Source organism: Pseudomonas onubensis (genome assembly GCF_965653655.1).
Classification (GTDB): Bacteria; Pseudomonadota; Gammaproteobacteria; order Pseudomonadales; family Pseudomonadaceae; genus Aquipseudomonas.
This window is the reverse complement of sequence record NZ_CBFHAZ010000045.1, coordinates 21,616-44,919: the sequence shown is the minus strand read 5'-3', so window position 1 is coordinate 44,919 and position 23,304 is coordinate 21,616. Positions and strand designations below refer to the sequence as shown.

At 58.4% G+C, this 23,304-nt stretch carries 13 protein-coding genes and 4 tRNA genes; 10 read left to right on the top strand and 7 right to left on the bottom strand.

Annotated elements, in window-relative coordinates; translation table 11 throughout:
- Nucleotides 1-169: 169 nt before the first annotated feature.
- Nucleotides 170-928 carry a hypothetical protein gene (locus ACTD9P_RS16290; RefSeq protein ID WP_438868484.1) on the bottom strand — a complete coding sequence of 253 codons (759 nt, stop codon included), beginning with the start codon at nt 926-928 and terminating at the stop codon, nt 170-172.
- A 386-nt stretch (nt 929-1,314) separates the two neighbouring features.
- Here ACTD9P_RS16290 and ACTD9P_RS16285 point away from each other — a divergent pair.
- The 4 genes from ACTD9P_RS16285 (at nt 1,315) to ACTD9P_RS16270 (ending at nt 1,731) form a co-directional block, all read left to right on the top strand.
- Nucleotides 1,315-1,390 (top strand) — tRNA-Glu (locus ACTD9P_RS16285).
- Between the two features lie 3 nt (nt 1,391-1,393).
- Nucleotides 1,394-1,469, top strand: a tRNA-Gly gene (locus ACTD9P_RS16280).
- A gap of 105 nt (nt 1,470-1,574) precedes the next feature.
- A tRNA-Glu gene (locus ACTD9P_RS16275) sits at nt 1,575-1,650 on the top strand.
- A 5-nt stretch (nt 1,651-1,655) separates the two neighbouring features.
- Nucleotides 1,656-1,731, top strand: a tRNA-Gly gene (locus tag ACTD9P_RS16270).
- A gap of 19 nt (nt 1,732-1,750) precedes the next feature.
- Here the strand turns inward: ACTD9P_RS16270 and ACTD9P_RS16265 are convergent.
- Nucleotides 1,751-2,950 (bottom strand): MFS transporter, encoded by a 1,200-nt coding sequence (locus ACTD9P_RS16265; RefSeq protein ID WP_438868483.1) that lies wholly within the window; start codon nt 2,948-2,950, stop codon nt 1,751-1,753.
- Nucleotides 2,951-2,985: 35 nt separating this feature from the next.
- Nucleotides 2,986-4,329, bottom strand: a complete 1,344-nt coding sequence (locus tag ACTD9P_RS16260) for an MFS transporter (protein WP_438868482.1) — start codon at nt 4,327-4,329, stop codon at nt 2,986-2,988.
- 258 nt (nt 4,330-4,587) lie between these two features.
- Here ACTD9P_RS16260 and gltS point away from each other — a divergent pair, with 258 nt between their 5' ends.
- Entirely contained in the window at nt 4,588-5,799 is a 1,212-nt protein-coding gene (gene gltS, locus ACTD9P_RS16255; RefSeq protein ID WP_438868481.1) for a sodium/glutamate symporter, read from the top strand.
- 8 nt (nt 5,800-5,807) lie between these two features.
- On the opposite strand, the gene ACTD9P_RS16250 is transcribed toward gltS, so the two are convergent.
- The 3 genes from ACTD9P_RS16250 to ACTD9P_RS16240 form a co-directional block, all read right to left on the bottom strand.
- Nucleotides 5,808-6,812 (bottom strand): NAD(P)/FAD-dependent oxidoreductase, encoded by a 1,005-nt coding sequence (locus ACTD9P_RS16250; protein ID WP_438868480.1) that lies wholly within the window; start codon nt 6,810-6,812, stop codon nt 5,808-5,810.
- Nucleotides 6,799-8,979, bottom strand: a complete 2,181-nt coding sequence (locus tag ACTD9P_RS16245) for a hypothetical protein (protein WP_438868479.1) — start codon at nt 8,977-8,979, stop codon at nt 6,799-6,801. The genes ACTD9P_RS16250 and ACTD9P_RS16245 overlap by 14 nt, the downstream gene beginning before the upstream one ends.
- A 116-nt stretch (nt 8,980-9,095) precedes the next feature.
- The gene (locus tag ACTD9P_RS16240; RefSeq protein ID WP_438868478.1) at nt 9,096-9,887 is read right to left on the bottom strand and encodes a response regulator transcription factor; all 792 of its coding nucleotides are present in this window, start codon (nt 9,885-9,887) and stop codon (nt 9,096-9,098) included.
- Between the two features lie 138 nt (nt 9,888-10,025).
- Between ACTD9P_RS16240 and ACTD9P_RS16235 the strand changes: the two genes are divergently transcribed.
- From ACTD9P_RS16235 to ACTD9P_RS16225, 3 genes are all read left to right on the top strand, one after another.
- Nucleotides 10,026-11,129 (top strand): polyamine ABC transporter substrate-binding protein, encoded by a 1,104-nt coding sequence (locus ACTD9P_RS16235; RefSeq protein WP_438868477.1) that lies wholly within the window; start codon nt 10,026-10,028, stop codon nt 11,127-11,129.
- Nucleotides 11,130-11,180: 51 nt separating this feature from the next.
- On the top strand, nt 11,181-11,438 hold the full coding sequence (locus tag ACTD9P_RS16230) for a hypothetical protein (protein WP_438868476.1): 258 nt from the start codon (nt 11,181-11,183) through the stop codon (nt 11,436-11,438).
- 335 nt (nt 11,439-11,773) lie between these two features.
- A complete protein-coding gene (locus tag ACTD9P_RS16225) occupies nt 11,774-17,950 on the top strand; it encodes a hypothetical protein (RefSeq protein ID WP_438868475.1) in 6,177 nt (2,058 codons plus the stop codon).
- Between the two features lie 118 nt (nt 17,951-18,068).
- On the opposite strand, the gene pdxR is transcribed toward ACTD9P_RS16225, so the two are convergent.
- A complete protein-coding gene (gene pdxR / locus ACTD9P_RS16220; protein WP_438868474.1) occupies nt 18,069-19,550 on the bottom strand; it encodes a MocR-like pyridoxine biosynthesis transcription factor PdxR in 1,482 nt (493 codons plus the stop codon).
- A 77-nt stretch (nt 19,551-19,627) separates the two neighbouring features.
- On the opposite strand from pdxR, the gene ACTD9P_RS16215 reads away from it, so the two are divergent.
- Both ACTD9P_RS16215 and ACTD9P_RS16210 read left to right on the top strand, forming a co-directional pair.
- Complete coding sequence (locus ACTD9P_RS16215) at nt 19,628-21,289, top strand: M24 family metallopeptidase (RefSeq protein ID WP_438868473.1); 1,662 nt, start codon at nt 19,628-19,630, stop codon at nt 21,287-21,289.
- 235 nt (nt 21,290-21,524) lie between these two features.
- Entirely contained in the window at nt 21,525-23,303 is a 1,779-nt protein-coding gene (locus ACTD9P_RS16210) for a ShlB/FhaC/HecB family hemolysin secretion/activation protein (protein WP_438868472.1), read from the top strand.
- Nucleotide 23,304 lies beyond the last annotated feature (1 nt).

Genomic DNA, 23,304 nt, shown 5'->3' with positions numbered 1-23,304 from the left:
GGTCAGGAGAGACACGCAACTGGAACCCTATCGGGACGGTGTATCTGAACCCTGAAAGGGAGCTGACCGTGGTAATAAAAATCGCGTAGCGCGACGGTGGACGCGACAACTACCTTGAAAAACGCCGAGATCTTGATCTTGATTTTGATCTGAGGCGCCCCCCAAACCATCAATCGTAAATAGCTTTCTTCTTCCACTCCGCATCCGCATCCACAACTTTAAGCCCTTCAGTCAACTCATTGACCTCATCCTCAGCCGGCTTGCTGTTAGTCAGTACCGTCGAATTAGCACGGGCCAATTGATTCTCCAGCAATTGCAACTGCGCGCTATAGAGCACCGGCTCCGGCTGTTTACGCAGATACTGCACGCCACGCTCGAACGCCAGGCGTGCCTGACCAGGTTGATTCTGTTGCAGCGCATGCTGGCCAAGGTTATTGAAAAACTCAATGTGCAGCAGCACCAGGATATGACGAATTTCCTTGATCCAGTGCTTGGCCTCGTTGGTCGGCAGAAACCCGTCCTGCGCCGCGCGAGTCACTTGACCATGCAGGGCTTCAAGGAGGAAACGCACATCCTTGGCCTTGGCTTCAGTCTGGATCGGCGCCGGTGGGTTGGTCACCGGAATCGATTCGCCCTGGGCGATCAGCGCATTCAACTCACTGATACGCGCCTTGAGTGCTGCGCTGGACTTATTGAGGTGCAGCAGGCGCTGGTTGACGTTGAGCTCAAGGCGGGTGAGCAGCAGCTTGAGCGCCGGGGTCATCAATTGGCCAGGAAAGGTCTCGGTGATTTCTCCACACCGACGCAGCCGGTCATTGAGCTCGATCTCGGTGCGTTTCTTTTCCAGTTTGCTGTTTTCCACCACGTGGTTCATGTAGCCAATGGCGATCAGTATTACGATCCCGGCTATTACCAGCAGGGTGATCATGAGTGGTGTCACCGGTGTGACCTCTTTTATAGGGTTTGCTGTGGAGTGTAGTGACTGGGCCATCCGGCGGATAGGGCTGTTCGACCAGTTGTCCCAGGTAGTTCTTCTATATAGGTAAAAGCACCATGGGCAAGGGCTCCCTGCATGGATGCACATTGCCATCATTTGCTCGGGCGAACTATAGCGCCTTGTCGGGTGCCATAATATAGGCGTCAAAGCCTAGACGGACAGAATGCCCGCAAAGGCCTGGAAAGCAGGGCGAAGTCATTGATTTAAATAAATTTATCCTTGGGGGTTGACGACCTTTCAATCCATCCATAGAATGCGCGCCACTTACAGCGTAAAGCACACAGCGAAACGCGGTAGGGAGTGAATGTTGTACGTGTGTCCCCTTCGTCTAGTGGCCTAGGACACCGCCCTTTCACGGCGGTAACAGGGGTTCGAGTCCCCTAGGGGACGCCATATGCGGGAATAGCTCAGTTGGTAGAGCACGACCTTGCCAAGGTCGGGGTCGCGAGTTCGAGTCTCGTTTCCCGCTCCAATTTACAAGCAATGTGGCCCTCGGGCGGCATTGAGTGAAACCAGGGCATAATCTTCGGATTTAACCTCTGGGCACTGAAATACACACCATGTGTTTCAGTTGTGTGTCCCCTTCGTCTAGTGGCCTAGGACACCGCCCTTTCACGGCGGTAACAGGGGTTCGAGTCCCCTAGGGGACGCCATTTTTGCGGGAATAGCTCAGTTGGTAGAGCACGACCTTGCCAAGGTCGGGGTCGCGAGTTCGAGTCTCGTTTCCCGCTCCATATTTAACGAAAACGCCGATCAGCAATGATCGGCGTTTTTGTTTGCGCTGATTTTAATCAGCTGGGTCAGGAACACACCCAGGCCCACCGTGACCGCCGACATGACAGCCAGCAGCGTGACCGTCGTTTGTGCGCCGACCAGCGTCAGGAGATAGCCGCAGACCAGCGGTGTGATGGCCTGGCAGTAAAACACCGGTGCCGCCATCTTGCTGGAAATCACCGCATAGTCTTTTACCGGCACGATCGCCAGGGGCAGGGTGCTTCGCACGATGGCGCGAAGGCCATTGCCGGCGCCGTACAGCACCAGGCCAAAGGCCGTCAGGCTGGGCACGAGAGCCAGGATCAGGATACCGGCAGCCGTCGTGGCGACGCTGATCAGCATGGTCCAGACCGGGTGTTTGTCGCGGGTCAGCAGGTCGATCAGCCGGCACGCCACCGATGCCGGGCCGATGATTGCACTGAGTGCGATGGCAGTCGCCAGGGAATGGCCCCGCGCCTGGAGCAGCACAATGACGATCACCGAAATCGCTGTCATCAGCATCGCAGACAGTGAAAACAAGGTTGTCATCACCCAATAGATTTTCGGCGCGATGGATAGCGTGCCCGCAGCGTGCGTGTTGGCGGGGCGCGCCAGCGCTGGCTGCTTTGGCAGGCACAGCCGATAGATCGGGAAAACCCCGAGCAGCAACACCACGCCATAGAGCCAACACGTGCCCCGCCAGCCCAGGGTTTGCACGGCAATCGCCAGCAGTGGCCAGATCAGCGTGGTGCAAAAGCCGGAAATCAGCGTCACACCGGTAATCATCGGGCGGGCCTTCATGCCATAAATCGCCCCCAGCGTCGCAAAGAGCGCGTCATACAGGCCCGCCGCCATCCCTACGCCAGTCAACACCCAGGCACACAAAAATATCGGCAGTGTTTGCGCACTGGCCATCATCCAAAGCCCTGCCGCCATCAGCGCGCCGCTGCTGGCCAACACCGGCCGGCCGCCGTAGCGGCTGATCAAGCGCCCGCACAGTGGCGAGGCGATGCCCGCCGCAAGCAAACCAATGGACGCCGCGCCCAGCACCCATTCCCGCGCCCAGCCGGTTTCTTCTGCAATCGGGGCGGCGAGTACGGCCAGCAGGTAAAACGAGCCGCCCCAGGACACAATCTGCAACAGGCCCAGCCACACCGTTTTGCCGATCGATAACCGCTCTGCGTCGAGAGTGCTGCTCACAATGAATCCTTTACGTGGGGCGCCAGGGGGCAGTGCTAGGCGTGTGCTTTATGGGGAATGGGCTCGGCGATGGTCAGCAACAGCACGAAGCTGGTGAAGGAGCCAACGGCGAGGAAAATGAACACATAATTCCAACCCAGGCTGTCGAGCAGCAGGCCGGTCAAGAAGGGGGTGGCCGCAGCGCCCAGTTGCCCGACCATGTTCACGATGGCATTGGCGATGGGAAAACTGGCCCTGGACGCCAACCCCATGGGGTAGGACATATAGGATGAAAAACCCAGGCTCAGCACCACGCCGGTCAGCATCAGCAGCAACCCGTAGGCGATCGGCTCTGCGGGCGAGTTGATCAGCAGGTACATCATCAGCGAAGTGCCCAGGGCTGACAGCAGCATGCCGGGTTTGCGCCGCCCACCCAGGAAACGGTCTGAACAGTAGCCGCCCAGCAGGTTGCCCAGCACCGCGCCGACCCAGGGCGCCGCAGAAACGAGGCCCATGTTCATGATCGAGAAGTGTTTGACCGTGATCAGGTAAGTGGGGATCCACGTCAGCAGCACGCTGGACACGCCCAGCTGGAAGCAGTAACTGGTCGCACAGCCCCAGATATTCCACGATTTGAACACCTGGCGGCTCGAGGTGAGCGCAGGTTCAGCACGGCGTTTGATCAGCACATCGAGCCTGTTCAGCCAGCTCGCCACGGGTTTGGCGGCCACGGATGCAGTGGCTTGCGCCGGGTCGGGCTGATCAAGAATGTAATCAAGCTCGGCCTTATTGACGAAGCGACTCTTCGAGGGGTGATCGGCGACCAGCAAGTACCAGGCGATCGACAGCAGGATGCCGGGAATGGCGAAGAAAATGAAAATCTCGCGCCAGCCCCAGATCGAAATGATGATTGCGCACAAGGGCGGGACAATGACCGGGCCAAACTTCACCGCCGACAAGAAGATCCCCGAGGCTATGCCTTTCTCTTTGGCTGGGAACCAGTTGTTGATGGTGGCCGTCATGCTGATCGGCAATGGGCCTTCTGCCAGCCCCAGGCCAAAACGATAGATTTTCAGCATCAGCAGTGAGCCTGCGGTGCCGACCAGTCCGGTCAGCACCGAGGTCAGGATCATGGCCGACGGCAGGATTTTGCTCACGCCGATGCGGGCAAAGGCAAAACCTGCAGGAATTTGCGCCAAGGCATAAGCGAGCAGGAACAGGCTCATCAGGCCGCCTGCCTCAGCGTTGCTCATGTCGAACTCTTGGCGAATGAACGGCATCGCCACACCGAGGTTGGCGCGGTCGGCCGCCGCAATGGTGTAGATGACGAAAATCAAACCGGCGACCGCCCAGCGATAGCGGCTGCGTGCGACTGGCTGCGCAGACTCTGTATTAGCCATGGTGCGACCTTATTGTTGTTGGTATTCGGGCTTAATTTAGAGCGGGCAAACAGTCAAAAAAAGCGACAAAAACTCACCCGGTTCCATCGCTTTTAGTGGTTTTAAAGGTATTTCGACGAGTGAAAATCTCAAACCTGTAGGTCTTGTTGTTAAGTGAGTAGGAATAGTCTGTAGTTAATGGCGGGTGGGTGTGTACATGTCCTGCTGTCTTTACTCTGGCCAGCCCCGTGTGCCTGTTCACTTCGGAGAAATGCCCAGATGTTCCAACTCGATTTTTATTCAACCCTGGTCGCCGCCTCTCTGGTGCTGCTGTTGGGGCGCTGGCTGGTCGCCCGCATCAGTTTTTTACGCACCTACAGCATTCCGGAGCCCGTGGTCGGCGGCTTGTTGGTGGCGGCACTGCTGCTATTGCTGCGCGTATTGACGGACATCGAAGTTCGATTCGACGCCTCATTGCAAGCCCCCTTGATGCTGGCGTTCTTTGCCACCATCGGCCTGAATGCGGACTTTGCCAGCCTGAAGAAAGGCGGGCGCATCCTCGGCATCTTCCTGCTGGTCGTGACGGCCCTGCTGGTGGTGCAAAACGCCATGGGCATTGCCCTGGCCAAGGCGCTGGGGCTCGACCCGTTGATGGGGCTGCTGGCAGGTTCCGTCACCTTGTCCGGCGGGCACGGCACTGGCGCAGCCTGGGGGGCGGTGTTCAGTGAAAAATATGGTGTGGCCTCGGCGTCCGAACTGGCGATTGCCTCGGCGACCTTCGGCTTGGTGCTGGGTGGGCTGATAGGTGGCCCGGTTGCCCGCTTGCTGATCAAGCGTGTGCAGGTGCCCGGCGTCGAGCTGGCGCAGCCGCCCCAGCCCAAAGGTTTTGAGCAGCCCAATCAGGAACGCGTGATCACCTCGTTTTCATTTATCGAGACGCTGGCATTGTTGGCGGTCAGCTTGCAGGTCGGCACCTTCCTGTATGGCTTTATTAAAGGTACGGCGTTCGAATTACCCACATTTGTATGCGTGCTGTTTGTGGGCGTGGTGTTGCGCAACGGCTTGTCGGCGCTGGGCTGGCATCAAGTGTTTGAGCGTGAAGTGTCGCTGCTGGGCAATGTCAGCTTGTCGTTGTTCCTGGCGATTGCGCTGATGTCGCTCAAGCTTTGGGATCTGGCGGCGCTGGCTTTGCCGATCGTGATCCTGTTGGCGGCCCAGGCATTGCTGATGGCCCTGTTCGCGATCTTCGTGACGTTCCGGGTCATGGGCCGCAACTACGACGCGGCCGTGCTGGCGGCGGGGCATTGCGGTTTTGGCTTGGGTGCCACCCCGACCGCCATTGCCAATATGCAGGCGGTCACGCAGCGCTTCGGGCCATCGCCGATTGCGTTCCTGGTGGTGCCGATGGTGGGGGCGTTTTTTATCGACATTACCAATGCGGTGGTGATCAAGCTGTACCTGGCGCTGCCATTTCTGGGCGCTGCGGGGTAAGCCTGCCTTTATAGCCAGGCTGGCGGATAAGGATGGGCACGATAGAACTCGCGCAGGGCGAGCACGTCACGCTGCACTGTTTTTTGTACCCAGGCCTGATAGGCCGCTTGTACGGTCGCTTCGCCGGCCGGCCAAAGCAGGCAGTCGACAATCGCGGAGGTTGTTTGCAGGCCGGACATTAATGCCTTGATCACGCCATGGGAGGCGCAAGGGTCCAGTGTTGCTGCCGCGTCACCGACTAAAAAGAAACCAGGCCCGGCCGTAGTGCAGCACACTCTCCAGGATACGTCCGCACCGCGGACCTGGCCGATTGCCTTGCAGCGCTGCAGTACCTGTGGAATCAAGCGTTGCTGGCCTCCCTGGGTGAACGCCAGTTGGGTCCAGTGCAGGCATGTACGGCTGATACGAGCAATCCAGTGCCAGCCGTGTGGGTGGGCGAACAAGCCCATTTTGTCGTCTGCAAGGCTATTGTCCTCGCAGTATCCGAACCGCGCGATCAAGCGCGGTGAGAAACGCCGCCAGGGTATCTGCAATTGACGTTGCAGCCAGTGGTGCCGTCCCGTGGCGTCTACCACGAATTTGCCCGTCCATTGCAGGGTGCCCGCACGTACACCTTGCACACGATTGTGTTGCAGCAGCACTTGGCTGGCATGTTTGAGGTACGTGACCTGCACACCCACGGCTTGTGCCCGCTCCAGCAATTGTTGGTCAAGCACCGCGCGCGAAACCTGGAACCCTTGCCAGGCAATAGCGCGCCCCGGGCTGAAGGCATTGAAACGAGGCGGGCCATCCCAATGCACCCAATGACCAAGGTGACGTGGGCAGTTCTGGAGGTTGATCTGCAGTTGCTGCAGCAGTGGCTCAACGCCTGGATGCAGTGTTTCTCCGGGCCTGTATCTGGGGAAGCGGGTCTGCTCCAGCAGCGCGACTCGCATCCCCCTCTGCGCGCAGCCAATTGCTGTGGCACACCCGGCTGGGCCGGCGCCCACGACAATGACATCAAAGTGACTCATCGTGTTGCTGCCAAGCTGCACCGTCTTGGCGAATAAGCACAGCGTCCTCGCCCATATACAGCTCGATGTCTTGCTCTATCTCCACCTGACGCAGCTTGAAATTGTGCGTGGGTGTGGCGGTCTCGCCGTGTTTGAACAGCCTGTAGTAATGCACCTCGCCCTTTAGTCGCACGCCCGCTTCCTGTTGTGCCATTTCGAAAGCTTTGTCGGGTAATTGCACTGGGTAAAACGACAGCAACGGCCAGCGTTTTCTCTGTTCTTTGTCTGATCCGGCGCCTACTGCCTGATAAGCACGGCGCATCCCCAGCACTCTCTGGTGGTACTGCGCGGTACTGGTCTGCCCGGTGATGGCCAGCGACAGTTGACCCTCCAATGCGGCCTGCGTGTAGTCGCTGTATTCATAAGCGCCGTACTGCACCACTGTGCGCCCCTGGGATTCAATCAAGGTGGGACCGGCGCGACCATCCCATGCAGGGCTGTCGCCCAGGCCGATTTCGCTGTCTGTCAGCGGAATGACCGTGGCGGAAACATTGCGCGGTTCAAAACTGCGGGTGGAGTCCGGCGCCACCCCCGGCCAGTACGAGCCGAGTGCCGCACAGATGCGTGCATCCTCAGTGAACGGGCTGGCTAACTGATAACCGCACAGCATGTTCGTAAACGGAGCGTCTACCAGGCCCCGGCCCACTTCCCAGCCCGGGCCAAAGACCCCGCTGGCGAAATCCGGCAACCAGGATTGCCGTTGAGCATGCTGCACCGGCAGGGCCGAGCCGGGCGTTGTGGAAAACTGTGGGTGGGAGACGATGGCAGTGACGCCGCGGTCTTCAGGGGCGAAGAACCCACCGGCCAGGGCTTGATTGATATAAAAACGCACGTCGGACAGTGGGTTCACCCGCGTATGCCAAACCTCTGGACAGGGCGGCGCAGGGCAAGGGAAAACCCCAGGGTCACTGGACCATCGCTTGAGTTCCCGCTGCCCGCACAACGGAAAAAAATCCGGCGCACCGATGATGGAGTAGGCGGCGATGCTCGCCAGTTCCAAGGCCGGGCAGTGGGCACGTACCCAGCCGTCGGCCATGGCATCCTGGTAATGCAGGGCTCGGTAGCCGCCCGCCTTGACGATGGCGTCGACATCCTCACGCTGGTTGAGGTCTTCGATCGAACCGTCGTCGCGCAGATGATGGCGCCCATGCACCAACCCGCCGGTATTTGGCGGCATCATGAACGACAGCGGGCGGTCTTGGTAATAGGCCAGTTCCACCAGCGCTTCTTTGGCGTCGGGCATCAACAGCCCCGGCGCAAACTCATCGGTATTCGCCCAATGGCACAAGCCCTCGGTGATGACGAAAGGCGCGTTGAGTATGTCAGGCTCTTGCCAGCCGGTATCGGGAAAGCGCCGATGGATCTGTGCGATTTTTTCATTGATCTGATGGTTTTCCAGCTGCACGGTCAGGTCCATCCCGGCCAGGCACTCGTTGCCATCGAACACCTTGTGCAGGGGCACCCAGAACTCCAGATCCACATCGATAGTTTGAGCATCCATTGGGCCAAACCGCGTCGGTTGGCCGGTGTGCCGGGCAGCGATGAACGCGCCGTAGCGCGCCGGTATAACCCGCATCTGATTCGGCTGGCCTTCGACAAAGGGCAAAAAGCCTCGTTGCTGCGGGTTATACAACGCATTCGCTGTGCCGACCCGGGCCACCCCGGTGCGTGAGAAACACAGGTCTGCGTGGCGGCTGTGCACGGTTTCGGCGTAGGGCCGGTATTCATAGGCAAACACTGCAATCGCCAGTGGCGCCTCACCGGCCCGTTGCTGCAACGCCGCCAGGGTCGGGGGAGTGGCGCCGTAGACATAATTGAGGATGTGCTCGATTTCAGCGGCTGTGGGGAAGGCCTTGAGCGTTTCACCGTTAACCCCGGTGACCACATTGGGCGAGGCGAATGCATGAAACAGCAGGCTGTCGGCCGGGTGCCCAGGTTCTATGCCGCGTGTGGCAGCGGCGGAAAAATCCTCAAAGCCTGCCAGGGTGCGATCAATCTGCAGAGGCCTGGCGAGTTCTTCACGCAGGCTTGTCGAGGTGATGTCCAGGCCGTGATGCATCAGCAGGTCACGCCATCCTGCCGGGGCCAGACGTGTGCAAGCGTGTTCGACATCGCTGATCAAGGGCATCACGACTCCTCCGATAGAAATCAAGGGAAAGAGTACGCAAAGGTTTAAAGCGCGGTAACTGACCGAACGGCTAGGCCGCCGTTGAGGGCTTCCAGGCAGGGTGGGCGGTCGTTCGTCTAATTGACGGTGTAAACGTCCTGTTTGGGCATGAAAAAACGCGAAAACAGTTCGGACTGCGACTTGATGTTGAGCTTGTTGTAAATATTGCGCCGGTGCACCTTGATGGTTTCGGTCGACAGCGCCAGTTTGCCGGCGATCTCTTTATTGGAGAAACCACTGAGCAACAACTTGAGCACGTCCTTCTCGCGCGTGGTGATCTGCGTGCCCAATTGCACGATGGCTTCAGACCAGGGCGGCGGTTCACTGAGGTGTTTTTCTTCATCCACTTCAAAGCACATGCGTTGATGCATCAATGCCATGACCCACGGCTTGATGATATCCAGCGTGGTGATCTGCTCCGGGGTGTAGCGCGTATTACTGCCAAATGAAATACACAGGGTTCGATCCGCATCGAGCTGGACGTTGTATTGCACCTCATCGACGGACACATACCGGGCGAAATACTGATGGTAGTACTCGGTGGTCAGGAAGTGCTCGGGAGCAATGTCTGACAGATGGAAAAAACCGCTCTGGGGGTTTTCTCGGTTGGCAATGTAAAACGGGTCCAGCAGGTAAAGGCCTTTTACATACAGTTGCGTCAGGGCATCCACTTCGTCGGCATCCGCTACCTCGGTCACGCTGACGACATTGACCTGCTGGTTGCTGAACACCAGGACCACCCAATTGTCGATTTGCACATACTCATTCAAGACGCGAACCAGCGAGCTCCAGAAGGCTGGGCGGTTCAGCTCCATGATCAGCTTGCCGGCCGACCGATGCCAGGCGAGGTTGTGAAGGTCGAGTGACATGGACTACCCCTTTAGGGTTAGGGATTCATGGGGCTGAGCTAAGTATTTGTAGGTATTTACTATTCGACGACGCCGGGTATATTCACCCACCAGCGTTGATGGCCATGAGGGCCTGTCGTTTTTGACAAGGATAGTTATATGAATAAATCACATTTGCGAGCCCTTTTTTTAGCCTCGCTTGTCTGTGCGGGGGCCAGCACGCCCGCAGCGGCGGCAGAACCTCGGGTTAACCTGTACAACTGGTTCGGGTTGATCGCGCCAGAAACGCCGAAGGAATTCGAGCAAAAGACCGGCACCAAGATGCACATCGATACCTTCGACAGTGCCGAAGTCATGCAAAGCAAGGCCATGGCCGGGCGCACCGGGTATGACGTCGTTGTCGCCACCTCCAACGTGTTGCCAAGCCTGATCCAGGCGGGTGTGCTGGCCCCGCTCGATCGCAGCCAACTGAGCAACTATGCGCATATCGACCCGGAAATGCTGGCCTTGCTCGCCACTAACGATCCGGGTAACAAATATGCGATTCCGTACCTGTGGGGCACCACCGGCATCGGCTATGACGTGGATAAGGTCAAGGCCGCACTGGGCGATAGCGCCCCGGTGGACAGCTGGGACTTGATCTTCAAAGAAGAGAACATCAGCAAGCTCAAGTCCTGCGGTGTGGCGATGCTCGACTCGCCGAGCGAAATCATCTCAATCGCCTTGCATTACCTCGGCCTGCCGAGCAACAGCCAGAACCCTGAAGACTACCAGAAGGCCCAGGCGCTGCTGCTTAAAATCCGCCCTTACGTACTCTATTTCGACTCCTCCAGAACCGACGCCGACTTTGCCGATGGCAATATCTGTGTGGTCGTGGGCTGGGCGAGCGGGGCACTGACAGCCCAGGCCATCAATGAGAAAAACCGCACTGGCCGCAAGATTGCCTACAGCTTGCCGCGCGAGGGCGGGCTGGTCTGGTCGGAAAACTTTGTGTTGCTCAAGGATGCACCGAACGCGAAGGCCGGTTTGGCGTTTATCAATTACATGCTTGAACCCGATGTGATTGCCAAGAGCTCCAACCACACGCTGTACCCGAATGCCAACAAGGACGCCACCGCGCTGGTTGAGCAGAAGTTGCGTGATAACCCGTGGATTTACCCGTCCAAAGAAACTATCGCCACGCTGGTGCCGCTTGAGCCGTTGCCGTTGAAACTCGAGCGTATCCGCACGCGGGTGTGGACCAAGGTCAAGAGCGGTACCTGATTTTTAAGCGTTGATAAGGCCGTCGCACAGGTTGCAGGGAAGGAGAGAATCATGTGCCCACGCGATGATCGATACAACCTGGAGTCAGAGGAATACAACGCCTACAAGGAGATCGAGGAACAAATCGGTCTCTGCACGCCCGAGCAAGCCTGGGCCATGTATTACGTGTCGACCGGGATGGTACGTGAATACATTACGCGGGCGGTGATGGCGCACATCGGCCGGGGCAACCGGGCGCTGCTGCTTGAGTTTCCGGAACTGGCCCGTGTTGAAGATCGGTCACCTATTCGTTACCGCAGTAATGGATAGAGATGCCCTGCCCAACATCCTGCTTGCCCCAAAGGCCGCCATCACTTTGTGTCAATAGTCATATCTGTCACCAGGTACGCCTGTTGTTTTATCTGACGCACAAGGTGCGGCATGGATGGGCGATCTGTTTCCAAGTGCATCCACACGTTCGGATCTAACCCTGTAGGCAAAGGGTAAAACGTTTATCTGAAGGGGACGGGAAATCTGTAGTCAAGAATTGCAGGTGGAGTGGCCCTTTTCGGAATGCTAATTATCTCTCGTGGGATTTTTTGGCAGGGAGGCTATGAATCAAGCATTCACAGGCATTTCTCCCTCCACTCCACGGTAGACAATCAATGATTTCGACTCAATATTCCGTTTTTCCGATAACGCCTTCCCCTGCTTCTCAAGGTAAAGGCACGCCTAAGGCCACCGAGCCTGAATCAGAGGCAAAACAGCAAGCCTCGACTCAGCATGAGCAGCCGACGTCGCAGCCCGAGGGCAAGCCGACGCCATCTCAGCCGTTCGCCCGTGAACAGGCATTAACGCGACTCAAGCGTTCTTTGGTCGAGACCCTGAGCCTGCCCGGTGAAGACGCAGGCCTTGGGCCAATCCCTGCTCAAGCCGAAGATGACAGCGCGCTGGCGCAAGTCTTCGGCTCAATGTTGAAGCGGGTCGCAGGGCAGCCGGTTTCGGCGGCGGGTATTGTCGGCGAATTGCCCAAAGACGCTACATTCAGCCGCTGGTGGCGCCACTTTTACGACACCTTCCAAAGCCCTGATTATCAGGACTGGGCCAGGAGTATCGGGCTTGACACCTCCACCGTGGTGTATTCGCCCCAAGACGGCAGCCTCAGCGGGAGGGTCAATGGTCAGCACACCGTCTTTCAGCCGGGTGACGACTCTGGCTGGACTCAAGTGGCGGCCCCCATCTGGGCAGCCAGCCAAGTCGTTGCTCCAAATATCACCTCCATACCTATTGGCGACACGTTTAAAAGCGATGCGGCTCCCTTTGAAGCGATCGCCGATTTTTACGGTGAGCCGCTCGATGCCCCCTCGCACGTGGCTCGTGCACGGGCCGATCAGATACTCCAAAGCAAAGCATTTGCTCCCCTCGATCCCGATGATTTATCCAGGCAAGCCGCCGATCGCACGCCACAAATGCTCGATGGCCATGACGCTGCGCTCAAACAGCATCGCACTCAATACGCCGAACAAAAACGCGGTGACGGTCAGTTGGCCAGCCACTATGCAGGCTGGCTTGAAAGCAGGCCCGCCGATACGCAGGTAGAGTTGCCGCCAACGTCTGCACTCGGCACGTGGTGGCTGCACTTGCACACGACCTTTCAGGACCAGGCTTATGTGGAGTGGGTAAAAAAAACAGGCCTGGATCCAGCCTCGGTGACCTTTTGCGCTGTGGATGGCAGCCTGAGTGGTCAGGTCAATGGCAAACAGGTGCGCTTCACCCAGGACGACGACTCCGGTTGGGCCCAGGTATCTGAATTCATTTGGGAGGCAGCAAAGGTTGCGGCGCCCGGTGTGGATGCCATACGCGTCGGTACTGGCTTCAATGGCAGCAATGCACCACCTGAAGTCGTCGCGGCTTTTTATGGTGAGCAGCGCAACCCGTCTGCACAAGACGCGTTGGCTCGCGCGGCGGTATTAAACCGCAGCAAAGCATTTGCCCCTGTTGCGGCGAATGACCCGTTGAGGGGAGCGAATGCTCGCTCCAGGATGGCGCTTGAGGCTCATCAACAGGCCTTCACCGCCCATCAGCAGGACTATGCCACACGGGCCGCAAGGGCGGCAGGCGATAGCGAACTTGCAGGCAAATACCGTACAGACCTGCTGGCCGCACGGGCCGGAGACTCTCGTGCCAGTATCTACACATTGGGGATTCCCCAGGCTTCCAGTTTCGGCCAGGCCTGGCAGCTCTTTCACGACACGCTCCAGAGTCGGAACTATCTCGACTGGGCGAAAAAGACCGGGGTCGACACTGCTACGGTGACCTTTTCTGTGCAGGATGGAGGCTTCTCTGCCAGGGTTAATGGCGAGTTAAAGCACTTTACCCAAACCGACAACTCCGGCTGGGCCCAGGTATCCGGGCCTATCTGGAAAGCCGCGATGACTGCCGCGCCGCAAACCAAGACCCTGAGCACCCGGCCTCCTTTCGGTGCCGATGCCGCGCCCTTTGAAGTCATCGCCGACTTCTACGGTGAGCAGCACGACATCGCTCCAAGCCAGGCCAGGGACCGCGCCGCGCAACTCGCTCAAACCCCGACGTTTGTCCCACTTGACCCCAATGACCCGATGCGGCCGCCGGCTTTGCGCAGCCCCGCGGGGATTGAGCAACAGCGCCAGGACCTGCTCCAATACCGTGAACGCTATGCCGCGCACGCGGCGGCGGATAGCCAGTTGGCTGCTCGTTATGGCGAAACGCTGAAGTCTGCACGGGGCGGTGAGGTGCCTTCCGACGCCCAGGTCACGGGCATCTCGCCTCACTCGACGTTCGGCGGCTGGTGGCAGCAACTGTACGCTGTGTTCCAGAATCCGGAGTATCTGGACTGGGCCAAGAGAAACTCGGTCGATACGGCCACGGTAACTTTCTCGCCCAAAGATGGATCACTCACCGCCACCGTCAATGGCCAACTCAAAACCTTCACTCAGGCGCAAGACCCCGAATGGGCATACATTTCGCAGCCCATATGGGCTGCCGCACAGGTTGCCGCGCCCAAGGCATCCGTGATTCGCACGGATGCCACGTTTAAACCCGACAGCGCGCCCCTTGACCGCGTGGGTGAGTTCTATGGCGAAGACGTCGCGCTCACTGGGCTTGCGGCCACGGCACGCGCCGACGCGCTGGCTACCAGCAAAACCTTTACCGACACGGATCCGGACAACCCGCTGAGACGGCCGATGGACCGCACTCAAGTAGCACTTGAAACCCAGCGACTGCAGCTCATAGAGCGTTATGGCGACTACCGGACGCGCAAAACGGGTGACGCCGAATTGGCGGCGGCGTACGGTACTGCGCAACTGAAGGGGTTGGCTGCGATGGAGTCAGGCGACCCCAGCCAGGATACGTCCCCCTCTGTTTCTGTGCCTGCCGACTCCACCTTCGGACAGTGGTGGCGCCAGTTCAATGATGCGCTCCAAAGCCCGGCTTTTCTCGCTTGGGTAAAAGACAGCGGTCTGGACCCGACCTCCATGAAGCTGGACCCTGAAAAGGGCACGCTATCGACCAGGGTCGGCGGTAAAGAGGTGACGTTCAGCCTGCACGACTCGTCCGGCTGGGCCCAAGTGTCCGGGCCGATACGGGATGCCGGTAAGCTGTTTGTCGGCCCCCACCGAAGTCTCATCGACCTGTCCAGCCTGGATCGCCAACAGGTGCCTCTATTAACTGTTGCGCAGTTCTACGGTGAAAATTTAGGCGCCAACGTCGAGGAAATCCGGGCGCGCGCTACAAAGTTTAAGGCCGGCGAGACGTTTAGGCCGCCGTCGCAGGTAGTGGCCAGTTCACCGCAAGCATTGGCTCACCAGCAGGAAGTGCTTGCCGATGCCGCCGATAAACACAGCCTGCTTGTCGCGTTGATGGCGTTGTACAACGAGGCGAAGGAAGATCCGTCGGTCGACATTGCCAGCCGTTTAAAAGACACGAACATGGAGGTCGAACCGGGCTCCTCGTTCAGCAACAACAATGACCTGGGTCTGGAGGATCAAATCAGCCTGCACGGGTTCCTCTCCAACTGTGGCGTGTCTGTGCCGACCACACTGGCGCAACTGGCAAACATGGTCGCGGTGCTCAGCATCCCGTTGCCGACCGCGCCGGTAGACGCCAATTACTGGGGCTTGATGTCGCGCTCGCAGGCGTTAAGCAACGATCAGAAAACACATATCCAAGACGCCGCCCGCTCGGCTGCGCAAACCTTGGGAGCCCAACAAGGCGGCCTGTTCAACGCATTTGCCGAGGCAAACAGCAGCCTTGTTACCCCCATAGACCCGCAGGCGCTGCAAGGGCAGTCCCACCCCGAGGCCATCCTTTCACGCTTGCTCGCAAGCCCCGAAGCCCAGGCATTGGGCCAAAAACTGGAAGCCCCGCTGAGCGACGTTTCCCCCGCGAGCAGCAACAATGAGCGAGTGTTGGCTGCCCTGGTACTGGACCTCGACCCCGACGCCGGTAAACAGCGCAATCAAGTGGCCGGTTTTGACCTGGCAAGTCCCGCCAACAGAGGGCACACAGCGGCCACTATTTTCCAGCGCCTGGTGGACCACCTGGTCACCCACAAAAACATCCGGCGTGAGATGGCGCCTGCTGCCGCGCATTTGCTGCTGGCCGGCGCAGCGCCTCAGTTCCTGGTTAAAGACCTCCCGGCTGGCTTGCGCTACGGCTCCCATACGTGGGCCAGCATGAGTGCCGCCGTGTCCCGGATAGAACAGAGCAACGCCGGTGCCAGCAGTCGGATGACCTTTGAACAAATCATGAGCTATGGCAATACGTCGGCGGTCACACCCGAGTCGGTAATCGTCGAGAACCAGGCTCAAGCGGATGCTGTGGTCGACTGGGCTGCGAGCAAAGGGGTGATCGATAGAAATGACACCGAGACCTACACACCCGCTCAAGTCACATCGGCGTTGGAAGCGTTCAACATAGAGATAGAAACGTCGAACAAACACGCCGATGCATTCACTCAACCCGTTCCGTCGCTGCACGCCAAGGCCTTACGCATTCTGCAAGAAACATATGGGTATCAATATGACTACACCACGCCTGTAGCTCGCTTCATGACCGAGGAGGGGAAGGAAAGCCAGCTTCATTCTGCGGTCGACCTCTATATTGAACGCAAGCTGGATTCGGTTATAAAAACCGGACAGGGTATAGGTGTTGAAATTGGACCCGGGCGGTACATCAGCAGCTCCAGAGGACTACCTGACGTAGAGGAGGTGTTCAATAAGGATTTTGATGAGTACCAGAAAAAAGCTTTGCCCGCGTTGGCGTATGCCATCGAGCAAAAAATCTCAATGCTCCCGCAAGAGGAGCAAGACCGGCTGCGAACCGGCAAAGTCGAAGTGTATGCGTTGCATCAAGTCGACCAGAACGATCCGCCGGAGTTCACAGACGGCGAACTCTCACAATCGCCTGCCCGGCAAGGCGTGATTATAAAAGTCCATGGCAAAACGCCACAGGACCGCAGCACTTTCTATGAGTATTTCCCTTTAAACGGAGTGTTTCGAAGCCGCCCTGATATTCCCAACAACTTTCCCTATATCCGCACGCCTCGCAGACCAAACGAAGTTGGCAGTGAGGGGGCGTTTCGCGATCTTACCTACGGCGTTCCGTTGGATGTTGATTACAGTGCCTACAGTTCCGGAAACCCGCCGGAAGAGGGTAAAAGCTCAACGGGTATACGTATTGAGAAAATAGCCCCAGGGAGAATCGCCTACGGGCAAAAATCCATGGAAGCACTGACGCGGTATCTTTCACAGTCAATCGGTGGCTTTGTATTCGACAAAGCGTTCTGGCACGGGCAGAGCAGTGTCAAAACAGAGCAAAACACATTTATTGCCCGGATGGAGTGGATGAGAAGAATGTACATCCCCGGCATGAATACGTTTGAGGAATTCAAACAAAATGGCAACACCGGTGCGGCTCAGCTTTCATTGTTTATGGATCTTTTTGGTTTCGTTATTCCAGCGGGTAAAGCCGGGGCTCAAGTGGCAAGGTTTACCGGCCGATTGGGGCGCAAATTGTTTACGGCGCCAAATGCCGTGGTAAAAACAGTTGCGCGGGCTTTCAAGTCCGGCAGAGGGCCGAGTCATGTGATTGTGGGGGCTGCCAGCAATACACGGGCGGCGGGAAATGTTGCCGGGGCTTCGGTTATAAATCCTCGTACAGTAGCGGCTGCTAATAAAAGTTCGGGTAATGTCTTTAAATTATCTGGAACTATGGAGGGTTTTGATCCGATAGTTCCAGGTAAAATTCAAGTATTTACCGACTTGGCCAAGGGCGGTACATTGAGGCGTCTTAATATTGCCGTGCACGGAGAGGCTATTCCCTTGTATCAGGAAGTTCTAGGTATCTATACTAAGCCTGTGTCTGCGCTAGCGGGTAGCCAGAGGCTTACGCCAAAAAATTTAGTGGATATTTTGCGCCAGAATAAAATTAATCCTGAGAATGTTAAACAATACGACACCATTAGGCTGTTAATGTGTAACTCTGCGAATGGAGGTCGTAGTTCCTTTGCTGCGCAGTTTAAAAAACTAATTAATGGTCGGCCAGTAAAGGCGTTTGAAGGTAGTGTTACTGCGGGGGGTGACATACGGCCCGAGGGTTTTCTCAGGCAGGAAGCGGCATTAAGAAGGCAGCATCCCAATCTTGCCCCTGACGTTGTGCGCAGAACCATTATAAATGCCTATAATAATGGGATGTTTCCCATCGAGGTTGTTAAGCGCAATCCCTACTCTTTAAATCCATTGAGTGAGGCATATTCGCCGATCGATTACGTCACATTTGTATATAGGTCAGTGAAGTTTTAATGGTGTTTCTGCCTATAATTGAAGGTGTCTGAAGGGCAAGCTACTAACAGTTTTCCGCATTTCTGCCTTGTGGTTTAACGAAACGTCGATCAGTGATGATCGGCGTTTTCGTGTATGTTCAGCGCGTGTTCATGACCTGCCTCAGGCGCGACGTAGCCTGGCGGATTTCGTCTCGATCCAGCGAGGCAAACCCCAGACGCAACGCATTTTCCGATGAGCCTATAGGCGAAAACTGACGCGCGCTACGTACTACAACCCCTTGGCCCAAGGCGTTTTTTGCCAACCAGTCAACATCAGTTTCATCCTGAAAACGTACCCAAAGCGCCAAGCCACCTTCCGGCTCTCGCACGCTGATCCGATCACCGAACGCCTCGTGCAGACAGCTCTGCAATACTTCCCGCCGTGCGGCGTATTCTTTCGAAACACGGCGCAAGTGCTTCTTCAATTCACCCTCGTTGATCAGGTCCGCCAACATTTTCTGCGCGACGGCATCGGTGTCACCCACCACCAGTGCGGCGCTCTTTTGCAGCACTTCAATCACGTGGGCAGGCGCCACTACATAGCTGCAACGGAACGTCGATCCCAGTGCCTTGGAGAGCGAGCCGATATAGATCACATGGCGTTGCGCGCTGTCACTGGCCAGTGGCAAGTAGGGCCGCCCATTGAAGTGATACTCGTGGTCGTAGTCCTCTTCGATCACACAAAAATCATGCAGCGCCGCCAAGGCCAGCAGCTGTTGCCGACGTGCCGCGTGCAGGCTCACGGTGGTGGGAAATTGATGGTGCGGGGTGAGATAGATCATGCGCACCTTATGCGCTTGGCAGAGCTGCTCGATGTGGTCGGTGCGGCAGCCTTCATCGTCCATGTCGACCGTGATCAAACGCGCACCGAGCTTGCGGAAAATCTCCCACGCCGGTGGGTAACTCAGGCGCTCCACCAACACCACGTCACCGGGTTGGATCAGCAAGCTGGCGGTGAGGTACAGCGACACCTGGGTGCCCGGCGTGAGGCAGATATTTTCGGCGCCGATCATCAGCCCGCGATTGTTGCGCAGCATGTCGGCCAGCGCGCAGCGCAGGTAATAGCCGGTGCCTTCGCTGCCGTAGCGCACTGTGTTGGTGGTAAAGCTGCTGCGCAAGGCGTTGCGGTAGTAGCGATGCAGCACGGCCTGCGGCAGCAAGCGGTGATCGCAGGCACCATTATCGAAAAACAGCGCGTCATGCCGATGCTCCAGGGCAATCACCTGGGCGTTCTGGCTGAAGTAGGGCACGATCGCCTGCGGCACCAGCGCTGGGGCGAAAGACGCCTGCGAGCGAGTGGGCGCCGGCTTGGGCGCCAGTTGCGCATTGACGAAAGTACCCCGGCGCGGCTCGCTGATCAGCCAGCCTTTGGTCAGGGCTTCTTCGTAGGCCAGAATCACGGTCTTGCGGTTGACGTCGAGCAAGTGCGCCATCTCCCGTGTGCCCGGCAGCAGCGTGCCGGGCGGCAACCGCCCTTCGAGGATGGCCGCGACGAGGCCTTCGGCAATCTTGCGATAGGACGCTTGGCTGGGACCCTCGTCAAGCTTGAGCAAAGGACGCCATTTACGCATCTGGACCATCTGAAGTATCCAAAACTGGAGGTTTTAATGGGCCTAGTCTAGCGCAACAATCAGGCCTCACTCACTCCGAGGTCTTTATGAACACACGCCATGTAATCGAACTCTCGCCCTCGGGGAAAACCTTTGAAGCCGGTGACGAGCTGTTGCTCGACGCCATGCTCGCCAGTGGCTTGTCGGTGCCGTTTTCGTGCCGACGCGGTGCCTGTGGCTCGTGCAAGGTGGTGGTCACCCAAGGTCAATACCGGGCCAAGCAACTGGCCCCAGGCGCACCTGCGCCCAGCTATCCGTTGGCGGCCAATGAAATGCTGCTGTGCCAAAGCCATGCCTGCGCCGACATGCGCCTGGAAATTCCCGGCTGGTCGCTGGACACGCCCGCACTGGTCGTCGAGTCGACGGTGCTGAGCAAGCGCGCACTGAGCCCTGACATCATCGAGTTGGTGTTGATGCCGGATATGCCGTTGGCCGTACGGGCGGGCCAATACCTCAAGGTCCGCCTGGTCGATGGCGATTCGCGCTGTTTCTCGATCGCCAACCTGCCGGCCGAAGGCGATGGGCGCCTGGTGTTTCAGATCCGCCGGGTGAGCGGCGGGCTTTTTTCCGAAACCCTGCTGGGCAGCCTTGAGGCCGGCGATCTGTTGCAACTTGAAGGGCCTTTTGGTGCCTGCACCTGGCAGGACGATGATGCGGCGCCGGTCGTGCTGTTCGCCACCGGCACCGGCTACGCGGGTATCAAGCCGATCCTGCTGACCGCCTTGAAGCGGGATGTGGAGGTGACGTTTTACTGGGGCGGCGCGCAGGCCAGCGACTTTTACGACCGCGCATTCCTGGACCAGGCGGTCATCGACCACCCGCGTTTTCACTGGCACCCGGTATTGGCCTCCCAAGGCAAGGTGCAGGAAGTTGCGCTAAGCCACGGGCACCGCTGGGAAGCGGCGCAGGTGTATGCCTGCGGTAACGGCGGCATGATCAGCCAGGTGCGTGCCCAGTGCCTGGAAGCGGGTTTGCCGAGCCATCGATTTATCGCCGAAGCCTTTGTGCCCAGCGGGCAGTCGAGCGCCGACACGCTGCTCAAGACCCTGGATGACACCTGGGAAAAGGTCGGCCCAAGGTATTCGCTGGATGGCATGCTCGCCGCCCGCGAAAAGACCATCCGCGCCCTGGCGGCGATTGCCAGCCAACTCACAGTCGGCATGACCACCGGGGCAGCCCTCGACATGGCCGCCGAGCAACTGCACGCCATGGGCGCCTCCCACACCTGGCACCCGACGTACATCCGGTTTGGCGACGACACGGTTCGCCCACCGAGAGAAGGTATTGACCCACTGCGCACGCTGCGCCCCACCGATATCGTGGTGGTCGACCTCGGCCCGGTGTGGGACGGCTACGAGGGCGACTATGGCGACACCTTCGTCTTCGGCGCGTCAGCGCTGCACCGCGACTGCTTAACGGCCGTGCATGAAGTCTTCGATGAAACCCGCGAGGCGTGGAAGGGTGGCATGACCGGCTGCGAGCTCTATGACTTTGCCGAGGAACGCGCCGTTTCCAAGGGCTGGCGGCTGTCGCGTAACCTGACAGGCCACCGTATTGCGGATTTCCCCCACGCACTGTTCGGCAACAAGGAATTGGCGGAGCTTGAGATCACGCCAAGTGAAATGGTGTGGGTGCTGGAGATCCAGCTCTGTCACCCCACCGAGCCGGTTGGCGGGTTCTTTGAAGATATCCTGATGCTGGAGGCTTGAAGGGCTGCAATGCCAGGCTCTGACCGCAACGGCCTGAGCTAGAGCGGGTGCAGCTAAAAAACCAGTTGTGGCGCGTAAAGTAATAGGTGTTTTTTTGTAGGACATTTCCCGGTTTTACGTGAACTTTGTGAACGTTGTCCGCTCATACAGCCATTGGCCATCAAGGCGACTCCTGCTGTTCAAGTGCCGTTCTGGTGTTTGATGCGCCGGCAGGAAAATTTCACAGGGATGCGAAATGGAAGTGTTTTTCCGGTCACGGGAGTCTCTGGCCCGTTTTTGCACGTTGTACTCACCCGTTAAAAACCTGGCACCGTCTCATCAGTCGATGGCGGTGTTGCTGTTGGCAGCGCTCGGCAGTTGCGCCGCGCACGCCGCTGACCCTCCCGTACCTGCGCAGCAGTTGTTGCTGCAACAAGACCGCGAGCGCGCATTGCGTGAGCAACTGGAGCCGGCGCCTGACGTACGCCTTGAGTTACCGCCTTCGTCCCCCAAGGGGTCTTTGCTTGAGAAACGCGAGACGCCGTGTTTCCTGATCCGCAAGATCGCCTTGAACGGCGAACTGGCGGATGATTTTCAATGGGCGCTGCGCAGCGCTGACCCCAAGCATGATCCTGCCACCGGCCAATGCCTCGGTGCCCAAGGCATCAACCTGACGATGAAGCGTATTCAGAATGCGATCATCGAGCGCGGGTTTGTCACCACGCGCGTGCTTGCGCCGCCTCAGGACTTGAACAGCGGCGTGCTGCAACTGACCTTGATTCCCGGGCGCATTCATTCGATTCGCTTCGCCGAGGGCACCTCCACCCGCGCCAATGCCTGGAACGCCGTACCTGCCAGCGCCGGTGATCTGCTCAACCTGCGTGACCTTGAGCAAGCGCTGGAAAACTTCAAGCGCGTGCCCACCGCTGAGGCGGATATTCAAATCGCCGCCGCCCAGGGGATGGACGCAAAGCCGGGTGACAGTGATTTGGTCATCGCCTGGAAGCAGGCGCTCCCTGTGCGCTTGAGCGTGTCGGTCGATGATTCGGGGACCGATGCCACCGGCAAATACCTGGGGTCGACCTCAGTGTCATTGGACAATCTGCTGAGCCTGAATGACTTGTTCTATGCCAGCTTCAACCACGATCTGGGCGGTGGCGATTCGGGCAGTCGTGGCTCCAAGGGCCATACCCTGCATTACTCCGTGCCCTACGGTTATTGGTTGTTTGGCATTACGTCCAGCGAGTATGACTATCACCAGACAGTCGCCGGGGCCAACCAGACCTACCAGTACACCGGTGAAAGCAAAAACAACGAAATCAGTGCCTCGCGCTTGCTGTATCGCGATGCCGTGCGCAAAACCACGCTCAAACTCAGTGGCTGGACTCGCACCTCGCAAAACTATATCGACGACACCGAAATCGAAATCCAGCGCCGGCGCATGGCCGGTTGGGCGCTGGGCCTGAGCCACCGCGAGTTCATCGGTACCGCGACCCTCGATCTGGGCGCCAGCTACCGCCGTGGGACCGGCGCGCGCAACGCCATCGCCGCGCCCGAGGAGGCGTTTGGCGAAGGCACGTCGCGCTCGCAGATTATCAATGCCGACGCGCAATTCTCCGTACCGTTCAGCCTCGCCACACAGCGCCTGCGCTACACCGCCGCCTGGCGTGCGCAGTGGAACCGTACCGCGTTGGTGCCCCAGGACCGTTTTTCCATCGGCGGGCGCTATAGCGTGCGCGGGTTTGACGGTGAGAACATTTTATCCGCCGACCGCGGGTGGCTGGTACGCAACGACCTCGGCCTGGCGCTAGGCAACACCGGCCAGGAAACTTACCTGGGGGTTGACTACGGCAAGGTCGGCGGCCCTTCGAGCCGCTACTTGATCGGCGATCATTTGGCCGGCTATGTCGTGGGGTTGCGCGGTGGTTACCGACAAGTGTCCTACGACGTATTTGTCGGCCAGCCGATCAGCAAGCCCAAGGGTTTCGAGACGGCCAACACCACCGCAGGCTTCAGCCTGACGTGGGCCATGTGAG